Origin of the sequence: Streptomyces sp. NPDC047061 (genome assembly GCF_040643955.1) — a bacterium.
Lineage (GTDB): Bacteria > Actinomycetota > Actinomycetes > Streptomycetales > Streptomycetaceae > Streptomyces.
Map to the genome: position 1 here is coordinate 647,966 of NZ_JBEYVI010000001.1, position 14,400 is coordinate 662,365.

General features: G+C 72.5%; 14 protein-coding genes. 7 read left to right on the forward strand and 7 right to left on the reverse strand.

Annotated features, from left to right (window positions below; genetic code table 11):
• Positions 1-2,079, reverse strand: a complete 2,079-nt coding sequence (locus tag ABZ887_RS03105; RefSeq protein WP_361282268.1) for a SpoIIE family protein phosphatase — start codon at positions 2,077-2,079, stop codon at positions 1-3.
• A 276-nt stretch (positions 2,080-2,355) separates the two neighbouring features.
• On the opposite strand from ABZ887_RS03105, the gene ABZ887_RS03110 reads away from it, so the two are divergent.
• The 4 genes from ABZ887_RS03110 (at position 2,356) to ABZ887_RS03125 (ending at position 6,431) form a co-directional block, all read left to right on the forward strand.
• On the forward strand, positions 2,356-3,228 hold the full coding sequence (locus ABZ887_RS03110; protein ID WP_361282270.1) for a hypothetical protein: 873 nt from the start codon (positions 2,356-2,358) through the stop codon (positions 3,226-3,228).
• A gap of 111 nt (positions 3,229-3,339) precedes the next feature.
• Entirely contained in the window at positions 3,340-3,708 is a 369-nt protein-coding gene (locus ABZ887_RS03115; RefSeq protein WP_361282272.1) for a hypothetical protein, read from the forward strand.
• A 105-nt stretch (positions 3,709-3,813) separates the two neighbouring features.
• The gene (locus ABZ887_RS03120; protein ID WP_361282274.1) at positions 3,814-5,829 is read left to right on the forward strand and encodes an NADPH-dependent 2,4-dienoyl-CoA reductase; all 2,016 of its coding nucleotides are present in this window, start codon (positions 3,814-3,816) and stop codon (positions 5,827-5,829) included.
• A gap of 23 nt (positions 5,830-5,852) precedes the next feature.
• Positions 5,853-6,431: a PadR family transcriptional regulator gene (locus tag ABZ887_RS03125; protein WP_361282276.1), complete on the forward strand. Its 579-nt coding sequence runs from the start codon at positions 5,853-5,855 to the stop codon at positions 6,429-6,431.
• A gap of 90 nt (positions 6,432-6,521) precedes the next feature.
• On the opposite strand, the gene ABZ887_RS03130 is transcribed toward ABZ887_RS03125, so the two are convergent.
• Positions 6,522-7,076, reverse strand: a complete 555-nt coding sequence (locus ABZ887_RS03130; RefSeq protein WP_361282278.1) for a hypothetical protein — start codon at positions 7,074-7,076, stop codon at positions 6,522-6,524.
• A 175-nt stretch (positions 7,077-7,251) separates the two neighbouring features.
• Entirely contained in the window at positions 7,252-8,214 is a 963-nt protein-coding gene (locus ABZ887_RS03135; protein ID WP_361282280.1) for a fibronectin type III domain-containing protein, read from the reverse strand.
• Positions 8,215-8,599: 385 nt separating this feature from the next.
• On the opposite strand from ABZ887_RS03135, the gene ABZ887_RS03140 reads away from it, so the two are divergent.
• Complete coding sequence (locus ABZ887_RS03140; protein ID WP_361282282.1) at positions 8,600-9,286, forward strand: glycoside hydrolase family 75 protein; 687 nt, start codon at positions 8,600-8,602, stop codon at positions 9,284-9,286.
• Between the two features lie 62 nt (positions 9,287-9,348).
• On the opposite strand, the gene ABZ887_RS03145 is transcribed toward ABZ887_RS03140, so the two are convergent.
• Complete coding sequence (locus ABZ887_RS03145; RefSeq protein ID WP_361282284.1) at positions 9,349-10,110, reverse strand: glucose 1-dehydrogenase; 762 nt, start codon at positions 10,108-10,110, stop codon at positions 9,349-9,351.
• 161 nt (positions 10,111-10,271) lie between these two features.
• Between ABZ887_RS03145 and ABZ887_RS03150 the strand changes: the two genes are divergently transcribed.
• The gene (locus ABZ887_RS03150) at positions 10,272-10,907 is read left to right on the forward strand and encodes a helix-turn-helix domain-containing protein (RefSeq protein WP_361282286.1); all 636 of its coding nucleotides are present in this window, start codon (positions 10,272-10,274) and stop codon (positions 10,905-10,907) included.
• A gap of 7 nt (positions 10,908-10,914) precedes the next feature.
• Here ABZ887_RS03150 and ABZ887_RS03155 read toward each other — a convergent pair whose 3' ends face one another.
• Genes ABZ887_RS03155 through dhaK form a run of 3 tightly spaced genes read right to left on the reverse strand, consistent with a single transcriptional unit; the run spans position 10,915 to position 12,961 of the window.
• Positions 10,915-11,325: a PTS fructose transporter subunit IIA gene (locus tag ABZ887_RS03155; RefSeq protein ID WP_361282288.1), complete on the reverse strand. Its 411-nt coding sequence runs from the start codon at positions 11,323-11,325 to the stop codon at positions 10,915-10,917.
• A complete protein-coding gene (gene dhaL, locus ABZ887_RS03160; RefSeq protein ID WP_361282290.1) occupies positions 11,318-11,917 on the reverse strand; it encodes a dihydroxyacetone kinase subunit DhaL in 600 nt (199 codons plus the stop codon). The genes ABZ887_RS03155 and dhaL overlap by 8 nt, the downstream gene beginning before the upstream one ends.
• Positions 11,918-11,968: 51 nt before the next feature.
• Complete coding sequence (gene dhaK, locus ABZ887_RS03165; RefSeq protein WP_361282292.1) at positions 11,969-12,961, reverse strand: dihydroxyacetone kinase subunit DhaK; 993 nt, start codon at positions 12,959-12,961, stop codon at positions 11,969-11,971.
• A 347-nt stretch (positions 12,962-13,308) separates the two neighbouring features.
• On the opposite strand from dhaK, the gene ABZ887_RS03170 reads away from it, so the two are divergent.
• Positions 13,309-14,370 carry an Lrp/AsnC family transcriptional regulator gene (locus tag ABZ887_RS03170; RefSeq protein WP_361282294.1) on the forward strand — a complete coding sequence of 354 codons (1,062 nt, stop codon included), beginning with the start codon at positions 13,309-13,311 and terminating at the stop codon, positions 14,368-14,370.
• The last annotated feature ends 30 nt before the right edge of the window (positions 14,371-14,400 follow it).

Here is a 14,400-nt window from a genome sequence, read left to right on the forward strand (position 1 = left end):
CTAGGGCAGTTCCCGTGCCCTCGCGATCAGCAGTGCCACGTCGTCGTGGTTGTCGGGGTGGTGCAGCTCCCGCAGCAGCAGGTCGCAGGCATCCTCCAGCGGGCGGACGGGACCGGCGAGGAGGGCCAGCAGCTCGTCCAGGCGTTCGTCCAGGGAGTGGGTCCGGGTCTCGACCAGGCCGTCGGTGTAGAACACCAGCTCGTCGCCGGGTTCGAAGTCGACGGTCGTGGTGGCGAAGGGGACCCCGCCGACGCCCAGCGGGACCCCGGTGGGCAGGTCGAGGAGCTCCGGCGGCCGGCCGGGGCGGACCCGGGCCGGCGGCAGATGGCCGGCGTTGGCGATCCGGCACCGGCGCAGATGCGGGTCGTACACGGCGTACACGCAGGTCGCGATGGAGTGGTCCAGGCCCGAGGTGGTCTTGTCCAGGTGTTCGAGGAGCACCGCCGGATCGAGGCCGAGCGAGGCGAGGGTGGTAGTCGCGGTGCGCAGCCGGCCCATCGTCGCGGCCGCGTTGATGCCGCTGCCCATCACGTCCCCCACCACGAGGGCCGTTCTGCCGCCCTCCAGCGGGATGACGTCGAACCAGTCGCCGCCCACCTCGACCGTGGCGCCCGCCGGCTGGTAGCGGGAGGCGACCTCCAGGCCGAAGGTGACCCGGGGATGCGTGGGCAGCAGGCTGCGCTGGAGGGTCAGGGCGGTGGTGCGGGCGCTCTGGTACCAGCGGGCGTTGTCGATCTGCACGGCCGCCCGCGCCGCCAGTTCCCGGGCCAGCAGCAGATCGTCGTCGTCGAAGGACGCCGGGTTGCGGGTGCGCTTGAGGTCGAGGGCGCCCAGCACCTCGCCGCGCGCGATCAGCGGCACCGCCAGATACGAGTGCACCCCGGCCCGGCCCAGCAGCACCGCGGCCTCGCGGGAGGGGGCGATCCGCGCCAGGTCCTCGTCCTTGACCTGCGGGACGACGACGGCCTCCGCGGTCTGCACGCACTCGGAGATCAGGCGGTCCGGCGCGTACCGGGCGACCGTGCCGGGCGCGTCGGCGGCCTGGACCGCGTCCGCCTCCTGCTCCGCGCGTACGGCGAGGGCCCGGAGCACGGCCGGCTCGCCCGGCCCGAGCGTGCTGGGCCGGCCCTCGACCACCGCGTCCAGCAGGTCGACGGCCGCCACGTCGGCGAGCTCCGGCACGGCCACGTCGGCCAGCTCCCGGGCGATGCGGTCCAGGTCCAGGGTGGTGCCGATACGGGCCGAGGCGTCGGCGATCAGGGCCAGGCGGCGGCGCGCGTTCTCGGCCTCGACCCCGGCCCGGTACGGCTCGGTGATGTCCACCACGGACGTGGCCACGCCCAGCACGTTGTCCAGCGCGTCCTCCAGCCGGTAGACCGACACCGACCAGATGTGCTCCTCGTCCGGGTCGGCCGGCGTCCGGCCCACCGCGGACTCGTCGATGACCGGCTCACCGGTCCGCAGCACCCGCAGGTACGCCGACTCCAGGGCGTCGGCGTCCAGGGACGGCAGTACCTCGCGGATCGTCCGCCCCACGTGCTCCGCCGCCGGGACGCCGTTCATCTGTTCGAGAGCCGGGTTGACCGACACGAACCGCAGGTCCGTGTCGAGGACGGCCAGCCCGATCGGCGACTGCTTCACGATCCGCTCGGACAGCGCCACGTCCTGCTCCAGCCGGCGCACCGTCGACTGGTCGGCGGCCAGACCCAGCGCGAACACGTCGCCGCTGTCGTCCATGAGCCGCATGTTGCGGAACTCGACCACATGGGTGGTGCCGTCCTTGTGCCGGATCGGGAAACCGCCGGCCCAGCTCCGCCCGGTGCTCATCACGTCCGCGAACAGCTTGCCGACCAGCTCGATGTGGCGCTCGTCCACCATCAGCCGGGCCGCGTACTGCCCCAGCGCCTCCCGCGCCGTGTACCCGAACAGCTCCTCCGCCTGCGGGCTCCACAGCACGATGCGCCCCTTGGCGTCCAGCACCACCGAGGCCACGCTCAGGACGTCGAGCAGCCCGCCCGGCCGCACGGGTCCGCGCACGGGCTCCCGGCCCCCCGGCACCGAAGCCTCGGCTGGACTCATCGCACGCACCGCCTTCGAACTTCCGTACGACACGCCGTCCCCCGTGCCGACTCCCCTTGTTCTATCGCGCTCACCCCCGACTCTCCGACGCCGCCGCCGACTTTTCCACCATCTCTCAACAAGGCGGCATCCGTGTGCCGGGGCGACCGGAGGGGCTGCAGGGGCGTGAGTTCACCTTCCCGTCCCGTCATTGGCCTGTACATGCCCGGCGGGCCCACGCCAGACTGACCGGCGCACGCGCGTCCCACCCCCCCAGCTACCGAGGAGTAGGCTTCCATGCCCGCGTCCCCCCGGCATCGTTGTCGCGCAGGCCTGACCGCCCTGGTCGCCCTCGCCACCACCCTGGTCCTCGCGACCGCCGCCCCGGCCTCCGCCGCCGACACCTGGACCGAGACCGGCTCCGACCGCGCCGACCCGCTCACCGAGAGCCAGGGCCTGACCTCGGTCGAGGTCCCCGCCAACAGCGCGAACCGGTACACCGGCATCGGCGCCATCCCGATCGGCGTCTCCAGCCGCGGCTGGAACCACGTCGGCGACCCCGACGAGTCCTACGACGGCTACTACGTCGAGCCCTACCAGGCGGACTCCGGCACCGCCAAGATGTACCGGGCGCAGGCCCCCGACGGCACCTGGTCGGAGTACGTCCACACGCTCGCCTCGGGCGAGGCCCTCAACAACTCGTGGGACGCCATCACGCCCGACAGCCAGTACATGCTCTCCGGCGAGTACGGCACGATGACCCGTTTCCTGGTCTTCCCGACGCCGGGTGCCAACAAGAGCACCTCGCCGTCCGCGAACCTCCCGCTCGCCTCCGTGGTCAACCTGGACCACGCCGTGCGTGACGTGCAGGGCTGCGACTTCTCCAGTGCGACCACGCTGCTGTGCTCCTCGGACGACCCGGACGGCAGCCTCTTCGGCTACACCAAGCCGCTCCTGCAGATCGACCTGTCCGCCCAGCCCGGCTCCGCCAACGTCACCGGGCACGTCACGGCGCTGCGCCAGCTCCCGCTGCGCAGCTCCTGCTCGGGCACCTTCGAGGCCGAGGGCATCGACTACGACCGGCGCACCGGCACCCTGCGCGTCATCGTGATGTCGCCGAGCATCTGCATCCTCACGGACAGCAAGACCTACAAGTTCACCCGGAGCTGAGCCCCCTTCGCGAGTGGTACGTGCCCCGAAAATGGTGCTTTTCTGTTGGCATGGCGCGGTTCGCGGGGGAACCCGGGCTACCGCGCCATCGCCATGAGAGGAGCGATCACGATGGCCCGTGAGCGACTGCACGAAGAACCCGTCTCCCTCGAGATCAGCGGATGCAGCAAGGAGGACGCCCGGATCGTGTTCGACGCGCTGTGCCAGTGCTTCGAGTCCGACCGGGCCGCCGAGGACGTGCCGCAACAGCTCCACGAGACCCGCCCGATGGTGTGGCTCGGCACGTTCGAGGTCACCGACGCCCACGAGTGCACCCCGCCGCCCCGGCTCTCGGCCACGGTCGAGGCCGACGCGCAGGGCGGCTACTGGGCGATCAGCCGGCTGCATACGACCCTCGACTCCCTGTTCGCCGTCCGCAACCTGTCCTCCGCCTCGGGCGACCAGGAGAGGGAACTGCACGTCCTGCTCGAAAGCCGGTGACCGGTGATCTGAGACACGTCGCGCCCATGCCCTTGTGCAACTAGTTGCATAATCCGTGCGCGGTCCTCTACAACTACCGTGACGACACCGCGCACGGAGGGCCCGATGAGCCGTTACCCGCACCTGCTGCAACCCCTCGACCTGGGCTTCACCACCCTGCCCAACCGCGTACTCATGGGCTCCATGCACGTGGGCCTGGAGGAGGCCGAGCGCGGCTTCGAGCGGATGGCGGAGTTCTACGCGGCCCGGGCCCGCGGAGGAGTCGGCCTCATCGTCACCGGCGGCATCGCGCCCAACGACGAGGGCCGGCCGTACGAGGGCGGCGCCAAGCTCACCACCGAGGAGGAGGCCGGGCAGCACCGGGCGGTCACCGAGGCGGTGCACCGCGAGGGCGGCCGGATCGCGATGCAGATCCTGCACTTCGGCCGGTACGCCTACCACCGCGACCTGGTCGCCCCGAGCCCCCTGCAGGCCCCGATCAGCCCCTTCCCGCCCCGTGAGCTGACCGACGCCGACGTCGAGCGCACCGTCGACGACTACGTCCGCGCCGCCCGGCTCGCCCGGCAGGCCGGTTACGACGGCGTCGAGATCATGGGCTCCGAGGGCTACCTGATCAACGAGTTCATCGCCGCGCAGACCAACCACCGCACCGACCGCTGGGGCGGCTCGTACGAGAACCGCATGCGGTTCCCCGTCGAGATCGTCCGCCGGGTGCGCCAGGCCGTCGGCGACGACTTCATCATCGTCTACCGGCTGTCCATGCTGGACCTGGTGCCCGGCGGCTCCTCCCTCGACGAGGTGATCACCCTCGCCAGGGCCGTCGAGGCCGCCGGGGCGACCATCATCAACACCGGCATCGGCTGGCACGAGGCCCGCATCCCGACCATCGCCACCTCGGTCCCGCGCGGCGCCTACACCTGGGTCACCAAGAAGTTGATGGGCGCCGTGTCCGTCCCGCTGGTCACCACCAACCGCATCAACACCCCGGAAGTCGCCGAGGAACTGCTCGCCGAGGGCTTCGCCGACATGGTCTCCATGGCCCGCCCGATGCTCGCCGACCCCGACTTCGTCAACAAGGCCGCGGCCGGTACGCCCGAGGCCATCAACACCTGCATCGGCTGCAACCAGGCCTGCCTCGACCACACCTTCAGCGGGAAGATCACCTCCTGCCTGGTCAACCCGCGCGCCTGCCACGAGACCGAACTGGTCCTCGCCCCGACCCGGCTGAAGAAGCGCGTCGCGGTCGTCGGCGCCGGTCCGGCCGGCCTCGCCTGCGCGGTGTCCGCCGCCGAACGCGGCCACGAGGTCACCCTGTTCGACGCCTCGGCCGAGATCGGCGGCCAGCTGAACGTGGCCCGCAAGGTCCCCGGCAAGCAGGAGTTCGACGAGACCCTGCGCTACTTCCGCCACCAGCTCGACGCCCACGGCGTGGACGTACGCCTGAACACGACCGTCGAGCCCGAGGACGTCACCGGCTACGACGAGGTCGTGGTCGCCACCGGCGTCAGCCCGCGCACCCCCGACATCCCCGGCATCGACCACCCCCGCGTCGTCGGCTACCTCGACGTGCTGCGCGACAACGCCCCCGTCGGCGACCGGGTCGCGATCCTCGGCGCCGGCGGCATCGGCTTCGACGTCGCCGAGTACCTCACCGACGGCGGCGACAAGGCGAGCGACGATCCGGCGACGTACTTCAGGCACTGGGGCGTCGACATGGACTACCAGGGCCCCGGCGGGCTGGCCGCCCCCGAGCGCCCCGCGCCCCCGCGCACCGTCCACCTGCTCCAGCGCAAGACCAGCAAGGTCGGCGCCGGACTCGGCAAGACCACCGGCTGGATCCACCGCACCGAACTCAAGCACCGCGGCGTCACCATGGTCCCGGGCGTGCAGTACGACCTGATCGACGACGCCGGACTGCACGTCACCGTCGACGGGGAGCGCACGGTCCTGGAGGTCGACACCGTCGTGCTGTGCACCGGGCAGGAACCGCGCCGGGGCCTGTACGAGGAACTGGTCGCCGCCGGCTGCAGCGCGCACCTCATCGGCGGTGCCGACGTCGCCGCCGAGCTGGACGCCAAGCGGGCCATCAAGCAGGGCACCGAGCTGGCGGCCGCCCTGTGATCGCCCGTCCCTAGGATGAGCCCATGTCACTCCCGCACGCGATCCTCACCGCCCTGCTCGAAAGGCCGTCGTCGGGGCTTGAGCTGACCCGCAGGTTCGACAGGTCGATCGGTTACTTCTGGTCGGCCACGCACCAGCAGATCTATCGCGAGCTCGGAAAACTGGAGGCCGAGGGCTACATCCGCACCCTGCCGGCCGAGCAGCCGGCCCGTGGGCAGAAGAAGAGCTACGAGGTCCTGCCCGCGGGCCGCGCCGAACTGGCCCGCTGGACCGCCGCCTCCCAGGACCCCAAGCCGCAGCGGGACGTGCTCCTGCTGCGGCTGCGGGCGGCGGCCGTGGTCGGCACGGACGGACTCGAAGCCGACCTGCGGCGCCATCTGGAGCTGCACCGGCGGCAGTTGGCGGAGTACGAGGAGATCCAGCGCCGCGACTTCCCACCGGGCAAGGACGCCCCCGAGGACCGGCTGCGGCACCTGGTGCTGCGGGCCGGCATCGACCTGGAGACCTTCTGGACGCAGTGGCTCGGCCATGCGGTCGAAGAGTTCGGCGAACTCCCCGACCGCCCTAGGGGCTGTCCGGCGGATCGGGCCGCAGACGGCTGAGCGCTTCGCTGGTTGTGCGGTTCGTCCACTGCGGGCCGGTGGGGGCTGGTCGCGCAGTTCCCCGCGCCCCTTACGGGGCACGAGTTCCGCTCAGAGCCGGTACGGCTTCGAGCGCTTGCGCAGGTACCAGCCCGTCGCGATGAGGCCCGAGCCGACCAGCGCCGCGCCGATGCCGAGCGTGAGCGGCCCGTAGTCCCGGGCGGCGCCGCCGATGCCGCCCATCACGCCCCGGGAGGGCGCGGCCGGCGCGGCCGACCGGGTGGTGGAGGAGGTCGTGGGCGCCGCGTTGGCTCCGGACACGATCACCGACTGGGTGCCCGCCGTACCGCCGTTGGAGCAGACGACGACCACCGTGTAGGTGCCCGGAGACACCCCTGACCAGGCCGCGGACTGGCTCACGGTGGTGCCCGCCAGGGCCACCTGCCGCCCCTGGGCGAAGGCGGTCTGGCCGCTGTTGAGCAGCGAGGCGTTGCCCCAGCTGCCGTTGCTCTGGGTGCAGGCGCTGGTGACCACCGAGACCGTGGTGCCGATGGTGCTCACCGAGATGCCCGAGAGCGCGGCGGACGGCCCTGCGAGCCAGGTCGGGATCGCGGCGGCGGCCGCCAGGGTCAGGCCGGAGCGGAGGAGAAGTCGTGTAGTGCGCATGGGCTGTCCTCCAGCGGCACGGTTGGCGGAACGTCCCTTGCGCCGCCGAGGGTCGGGAAACGCCCGTGCTGCCTCAGGTTCAGCGAAAGGGGCCCCGGCGCGTCCCGCACCCGGAGGGCGACCGACCAGGTGACTTCTTCCTCCGTCCGGCCCAGGCCCGGATGCGCGATGCGGATCAGGTGCCCGTGGTCACGGTCCGCTCCGCCGACCAGCCGCCCCAGGTGCCGTCCGGCAGTCGCGCCCGCAGCCGCACATGGTGGACGGCCCCATGGTCCCGGCCCACATAGAAGCTGTAGGCCGCACGGCCCTTCGGCGGGGTGCCTCCCCACACCAGGGAGGTGGTCGTACCTCTTTCGAGCCGGATCTGGTACTCCGTGACCACACCGTCCACCTGCGGTGGATCCCAGGCCAGGTCGAGGTAGTAGGCCCCGCTCTCCTCGTGGGTCCGCGCGGTGAACGCGGCCGGCGCGGTGTCCCGGCCGTCGCCGGTGCCCGGCGTGGTCAGGCGTACCGCCGTGCTCGCGGGCGAGAGGTTGTCGGCCGCGTCCCGGGCCCGGACGGTGAAGACATAGCGGGTGCCCGGCCGCAGCCCGGTGACCACCGCCGCGGTCTGGTTCCCGCCCACACTGTGGATCTTGGCGCCGCCCTGCCAGATGTCGTACGACACCACGGCCCGGTCGTCCTTGGAGGCGCCCCAGGACAGCTGCACCGCACGGCTGCCCACGGCCCGGCCGTCCGGCCGGGCGGGACGGGTCGGCGCCGAGCGGTCCGCCGCGGCCATCGCCGGTGTGGTCGCCCGGACCGCACGGCTGCGCGGCCCGAGGCTGCCGTCCCCGCCCCGGGCCCGCACGGTGAACACATACACCGTGGACGGCCGCAGCCTGGTGACGTCCACCATGTGCTCGGACCCCGGCACTTCCTCGACCTTCGTGGTGCCGCGATACACCTCATAGCCGCGGATCCCGGAACCGTCCGGCAGCGCGTTCCACATGACGTGCACGCTGGTGGCGCTCCCGGCCGCCGCGGTGACACCCGTCGGGGCGCCGGGCAGCCGGCCGCTGTCGCTGTCGGCGGACCCGCCCCAGCCGCAGGACGACGCGAACAACAGGACGCAGACCACGACGGCAACTCGGTGCACGGTTCCGCCTCCCCTGGGACGGCAGCACGGCAATGGTCCGGACCAATATGACCTGCTCGGCATGCGGACATCAAGAGGGCCGTATTGCGGTCGGCGGGGGAGAGTTACGTATGCTGAGTGCCCTGCGGTCGAACTTCCCCGGAGAACAGGGGAGTTCGCGCCTGTGGCGCGGAACGCTGTCGTCGCTGATCCCGCGCCGGCACGGGCGGCCGGGGCGGACTGGGCCGACACCGGTTCAGCGCCCCGGTCCTCGGCTGCCTCTCACGAAGTGTCAGTTTCGTTGCTCCGAACGGCCCTGTACGGCCTTCGGTTGCTGGCCCGACCGCCGGACCCGCACCAGATTGTTCCGGTGACTCCATGTCCCCCACGAAAAGGGTCCCTCATCGTGCGTGTCCAGTCGCTGACGCTGGCTGCGGCCGGCGCCGCCCTGCTCGCCCCGGCCACACTGCCCGCCCCCGCGGTCTCCTACGCGGCCTCCGGTGCCCGGCACCGGATCACCGCCACCGACCTGCTGGCCCGGGTGCAGGACTGTGTCCAGGTCTCCAAGGGCCGCTACCGCTCCGACGCCGGTACCGCCGCCACCGTCCCCGTGTGCGACACCCGGCAGGCCGTCTTCTGGAAGGCCGACCTCGACATCGACTGCGACGGCCGGGTCACCGCCCACTGCAACCGCGCCGCCGACCCGGCGTTCTTCGCCGCCACCGCCTTCCAGCAGTCCGACGGCGGTCAGCTCAACGCAGAGGAGCTGCCCTACGTCGTCGTACCCGGCGTCAGCGGCCGCTGGAACCACCGGGCGTCCGGCGTCCGGGGCGGCGCGGTGGCCGCGGTCATCTACAAGGACCGGGTGCAGTACGCGGTCGTCGGCGACACCGGACCGCGCGACATCATCGGCGAGGCCTCGTACGCCACCGCCAAGGCGCTGGGCATGAACCCCGACCCACGGGCGGGCGGGGTGGCGTCCGGCGTCACCTACATCGTCTTCAAGGACTCCGGGGTCGAGCCCATCGAGGACCGCGAGGCGGCGGAGGCGGAGGGGGAGCGGCTGGCGGCGGAGTTCGCCGGGGAGGACTGACCGGACGGGCCGGCGGCCGCCGACACCGGCGGGAGGGCGGTCCGCCGGCCCGGCGGTGCGGGTCAGACGGCCGCCCAGCCGTTGTCCACCGGCAGGATCGCGCCGTTGATGTTGCGGGCCGCGTCCGAGGCCAGGAAGACGATCGCCGCCGCCTGCTCCTCGGGCTCGGAGATCTGGCCCACGTTGCCGAAGTACGGGCCGAGTGCGGCCGGCCCGTGCGCGCCGTCCTCCAGGTCGATCTGGATGCCGGTCCTGGTTCCGCCGGGGGCGATCGCGTTGGCCCGGATGCCCTGGTTGCGGTACATCACGGCCAGGTTCTTGGTCAGGCCGACGACCCCGTGCTTCGAGGCCGTGTAGGCGGCGCCCGCCGCGCTGCCGCGCAGGCCGGCCTCGGAGGCGGTGTTGACGATCGCACCCCGGCCCGCGGCCAGCATGTGCGGCAGCACCGCCCGGGTGAGCAGGAACGGAGCGGTGAGGTTGACGCGTATCACCCGCTCCCACTCCGTGTCGCTGACGTCCGCCAGTGCCGACATCCGGTCCATGATCCCGGCGTTGTTCACCAGGACGTCCACCCCGCCGAACCGCTCCACGGCGGTCGCGACCACCCGGTCCACCACGGACTGCTCGCTGAGGTCGCCGGTGACGGCCACGGCCGTACCGCCCGCCTTCTCGATCTCCTCGACCGCCGTGCCCGCCGCCTCGGCGTTCAGATCGGCGACCAGGACCCGGGCGCCCTCCCTCGCGAAGGCCAGGGCGGCGGCCCGCCCGATGCCCGATCCCGCGCCGGTGACGATGACACCGCGTCCGTCGAGTCCGCTGGTCATGTGGTGCTCCTGTCAGGTGGTTCGTGGGCGCACTGCGCCCTGTGCCGGACACACCATACGACTTAATGTCTCTGAGTGACATGAAGTGGCGACCGGAACTTTCCGCCGCCCGCCACCTCGGGGAGAATTCCGATCACCAGTCGCCGGCACCGGAGGAGCAGATGACCGCAGCAGCGGGACGCACGGGACGCCCGCCCCTGACCGAGGAGCGCAAGGCCGAGATCAGACTGGAGATCGCCCGCGTCGCGGTGGACCTGTTCGTCGCCCAGGGCGTGGCCGCCACCACGGGCGAGCAGATCGGCCGGGCGGTCGGGATCTCGGCACGCACGGTGTGGCGGTACTTCCCGAGCAAGGAAGCCTGCGTACGGCCGCTGTTCGCGGCCGGCATCGAAGCCGTCGCCGACGGTCTGCGCGCCTGGCGTCCCGGCCGGCCCCTGGAGGACGCCCTGGAGTGCGCCGTGATGGACGGCAGCCTGGTGCACAGCCCGGACCATGCCACCATGGGCGCCCTGATCCGGCTGACCCGCAGCGAACCGGGCCTGCGCGCGGAGTGGCTCCAGTCCTACGACGAGGCCGAACCGGCGTTCGCCCGCGCCCTCGCCGAACGTGCCGGGGTCCCCGCCGACGACCTGCGGACCACCATCCAGGCGGCCGCGCTCAACGCGGCCCTGCGCGCGGGCGCCGAGTACCACGTCTGGCGCGTCGCCGACCGGACGGTGGCCGCGGCCACGGCGGAGGCCGAGTTCAGGGCGACCCTGCGTGCGGCGCTCGCGACCGTGGCGGGCGGGCTGTCGTAGGGGGTGTTCAGACCTTGCGGTAGGTGTACGCCTCGGTGGCCGCCGCCTCCACGGCGTCGAGGCCGGCCCCGGTGGCCGCCGTGACGACCGCGGCGATCGCGCCCTCGACGAACGGGGCGTCCACCAGGCGGGTGCCCTCCGGGAGTTCGTCGCCCTCGGCGAGCAGCGCCTTCACGGTGAGGACCGCGCTGCCCAGGTCGGTGAGGACGGCGACCCCCGCACCCCGGTCCACGGCCGCGGCGGCCGCGGCGATCAGTTCGGCGCTGGTGCCCAGCCCACCGCCCTCGGTGCCGCCCGCCGGGGCGAGAGGCACCGCCGTGGCGCCGCCCGCCAGCCCCTTGGCCAGCTCCGCGACGGACGCCGCGACCTCCGCGCTGTGCGACACCAGCACGATCCCGACCAGCTTGTCGTCACTCACCGGCCGCCTCCGCGAGTCCCGCGACCAGTAGCGCCGACGAGGTGGCGCCCGGGTCCTGGTGGCCGATGCTGCGCTCGCCGAGATAGCTCGCCCGGCCCTTGCGGGCCTGCAGCGGGATCGTCGCCTCGGCGCCCCGCTCGGCGGCGGCCCGCGCCGCCCCGAAACCGTCGCCGAGCGCGTCGACGGCCGGCACCAGGGCGTCGATCATCGTCTTGTCCCCGGGCGCGGCCCCGCCGAGCGCCATGACCTTGTCCACCCCGGCCCGCAGCGCCTCGGCGAGCTCGGCCTCACTGACCTCGGCCGCGTCACCGAGAGCCTTGCCCGTGCTGCGCAGCAGCGTGCCGTACAGCGGCCCGGAGGCGCCGCCGACCGTGGAGATCAGCCGGCGTCCGGCGAGCGTCAGCACGCACCCCGGGGTGTCGGGCGCGTCCTTCTCCAGCGCGGCGACCACCGCCTTGAAGCCGCGCTGGAGGTTGCTGCCGTGGTCGGCGTCCCCGATGGGTGAGTCGAGGGCGGTGAGCCGCTCCGCCTCGCGGTCGACGGAGGCGGCGGTCGCCGCCATCCAGCGGCGGAAGAAGTCGGCGTCGAGCACTGGATCTCCTTGCGTTGCGGTACGGACGCGGGTCGGTGGTGTCGATGTCGCTCACATCCCCCAGCGCAGCGCCGGTGTCCTCACCGGTGCGTCCCACAGCCGCAACAGCTCCTCGTCGACCTGGCAGAGCGTGACCGAGGCACCGGCCATGTCCAGGGAGGTGACGTAGTTGCCGACCAGTGTGCGGGCGACCGTGACACCGCGCTCGGCGAGCACCCGCTGGACCTCGGCGTTGAACCCGTACAGCTCGAGGAGCGGGGTTGCGCCCATGCCGTTGACCAGGACGAGGACCGGATCGCGCGGGGGCAGGTCCTCCAGGACGGCGTTGACCGCGAAGTCGGCGATCTCGCCGGAGGTCATCATGGCCCGCCGCTCCCGGCCCGGCTCGCCGTGGATGCCGATGCCCAACTCCAGCTCGCCGGGCGGCAGATCGAAGGTCGGGGTGCCCTTGGCCGGGGTGGTGACGGCGCTCAGTGCGAAACCGAAGCTGCGGGAGTTCTCGTTCACCTGGCGCCCGACGGCCTCCACCCGCTCCAGCGGCTGCCCCTCGGCGGCGGCCGCGCCGGCGATCTTCTCGACGAACAGGGTGGCGCCGGTGCCGCGCCGGCCCGCGGTGTACAGGCTGTCGGTGACGGCCACATCGTCGTTGACGAGCACCTTCGCCACCTGGATGCCCTCGTCCTCGGCGAGTTCGGCGGCCATGTCGAAGTTGAGCACGTCACCGGTGTAGTTCTTCACGATGAACAGCACCCCGGCCCCGCTGTCCACGGCCGCGGCGGCCCGGGCCATCTGGTCCGGAACCGGGGACGTGAACACCTCGCCCGGACAGGCGGCCGACAGCATCCCGGGGCCCACGAATCCGCCGTGCAGCGGCTCGTGCCCGGAGCCGCCGCCCGAGACCAGCGCGACCTGCCCGGCGACGGGCGCGTCGCGCCGTACGATCACCCGGTTCTCCACGTCCACGGTGAGGTCGGGATGAGCCGCCGCCATGCCCCGCAGCGCGTCCGCCACCACGGTCTCCGGAACGTTGATCAACATCTTCATGTGATCCTCCAAGTAACGCTACCAGACTAGTCTCTGACCTGCTCCTTTGCAGGTCAGAGACTGGTTTCTCCGGGTCCTGGTCCTGGCGCCCCATGGCGGTCCACGGCGGGTCGTGGCGAGGCTGATGCTGACTGAATGCCGAGTTCGGTGACTGTTTGTCAGGTGTGGGCGGGGCCGTGACCGCGAGTGGCGCAGTTCTCCTGAGCGCAGTATCGACCTTGCGCGCGCGAAGGTCACCCGGGCGGGCTCGGGAAGAGCATGTGAAGGGTTGAGGCCGCTGCGGCGGGGGGTCTGCTGAGCGGAACGGAGCGGGTCGCCGGTGCTCGGGTCGTCCCTGTGCTCCCGGCATGAGTGACTTTCAGGTCCATCCGCGGGCCCCGTGGACGCTGGTGGGGGACGTGCTGGCGGTCAACCCGGTGACGGCGGCCCGGCGTTGGCGGCGGCTGCGCGACGCGGGCCTGGCCTGGGTGACCGCCTATCCCCGGTTGTCCGACCACCGCATCGTGGTGACCGGCATCGTCGAGGTCGACACCGAGCCCGGCCGGGCCCAGGAGGTGGCCCAGGCCCTCGCCGCGGAGCACTCGGCGGCGAACGTCAAACTCACCGCGGGTGGCCGCGATCTGATGCTCACCGTGCAGGCCGCGGACCTCGACGAACTGGCCCGACTCACCACCGCGCTGTTCCAGCGGACGCCGGGGGTCCGGGCGACCCGGACGCACGTCTCGACCGGCGTGCCCACCGAGGGCAGCCGCTGGCGACTGCGCGAACTGGACGACGCACAGTGCGCCCGTCTGGAGGCCGGCCGCCTCGCGGACGTCCCGCCGGATCAGCGGGCGACCACCGCGCCGGCCTGGGATCCGCTGGACGCACAGCTGCTGGAACTGCTCAGCGCGGACGGCCGGATGTCGATCTGCGACCTCGCGGATGCCACCGGCGGCGGTGCGACCACGGTGCGCCGTCGGCTCCAGTCGCTGCTCGCCTCCCGGGTGAGCCTGCGCTGTGACGTGGCCAGGCCGCTGTCCGGGTGGCCGCTGTCCGCCGTGTACTTCGCGTCCGTGCCCGCCCAGTACCTGGCGGAGACCGGTCGGGTCCTGTCCGGCGTGCGGGAGGTCCGGTCCTGCGCGATCGACACCGGGCCCCACAACCTGGTGATCGACGTCTGGCTGCGCACGCTCGCCGATGTGCACACCTTCGAGGTCCATCTCTCGCGACGGCTGCCGCGGCTCCGGATCGACGACCGTTCGGTGGTCCTGAGCACGGTCAAGCACATGGGGCGGCTGCTGGACCGGGACGGCCACTGCGTGGGCGTCGTACCGCTGCGGCACCCGCAGGAGACCCGGCAGCCGCCGGAGTCCGAGGCGTCCGCGCACCGTGACTTCGGCGGCCTGGACAGGGCCCAGGAGCGCTGATGCGGTCCCTTTGTGTTCCCTCGGCCGCCG

Bases quoted from the DNA above. Each gene is read 5' to 3' on its own strand.
- ABZ887_RS03105 (WP_361282268.1), bottom strand. From the start codon at position 2,079: ATGAGTCCAGCCGAGGCTTCGGTGCCGGGGGGCCGGGAGCCCGTGCGC.
- ABZ887_RS03110 (WP_361282270.1), top strand. From the start codon at position 2,356: ATGCCCGCGTCCCCCCGGCATCGTTGTCGCGCAGGCCTGACCGCCCTG.
- ABZ887_RS03115 (WP_361282272.1), top strand. From the start codon at position 3,340: ATGGCCCGTGAGCGACTGCACGAAGAACCCGTCTCCCTCGAGATCAGC.
- ABZ887_RS03120 (WP_361282274.1), top strand. From the start codon at position 3,814: ATGAGCCGTTACCCGCACCTGCTGCAACCCCTCGACCTGGGCTTCACC.
- ABZ887_RS03125 (WP_361282276.1), top strand. From the start codon at position 5,853: ATGTCACTCCCGCACGCGATCCTCACCGCCCTGCTCGAAAGGCCGTCG.
- ABZ887_RS03130 (WP_361282278.1), bottom strand. From the start codon at position 7,076: ATGCGCACTACACGACTTCTCCTCCGCTCCGGCCTGACCCTGGCGGCC.
- ABZ887_RS03145 (WP_361282284.1), bottom strand. From the start codon at position 10,110: ATGACCAGCGGACTCGACGGACGCGGTGTCATCGTCACCGGCGCGGGA.
- ABZ887_RS03150 (WP_361282286.1), top strand. From the start codon at position 10,272: ATGACCGCAGCAGCGGGACGCACGGGACGCCCGCCCCTGACCGAGGAG.
- dhaK (WP_361282292.1), bottom strand. From the start codon at position 12,961: ATGAAGATGTTGATCAACGTTCCGGAGACCGTGGTGGCGGACGCGCTG.
- ABZ887_RS03170 (WP_361282294.1), top strand. From the start codon at position 13,309: ATGAGTGACTTTCAGGTCCATCCGCGGGCCCCGTGGACGCTGGTGGGG.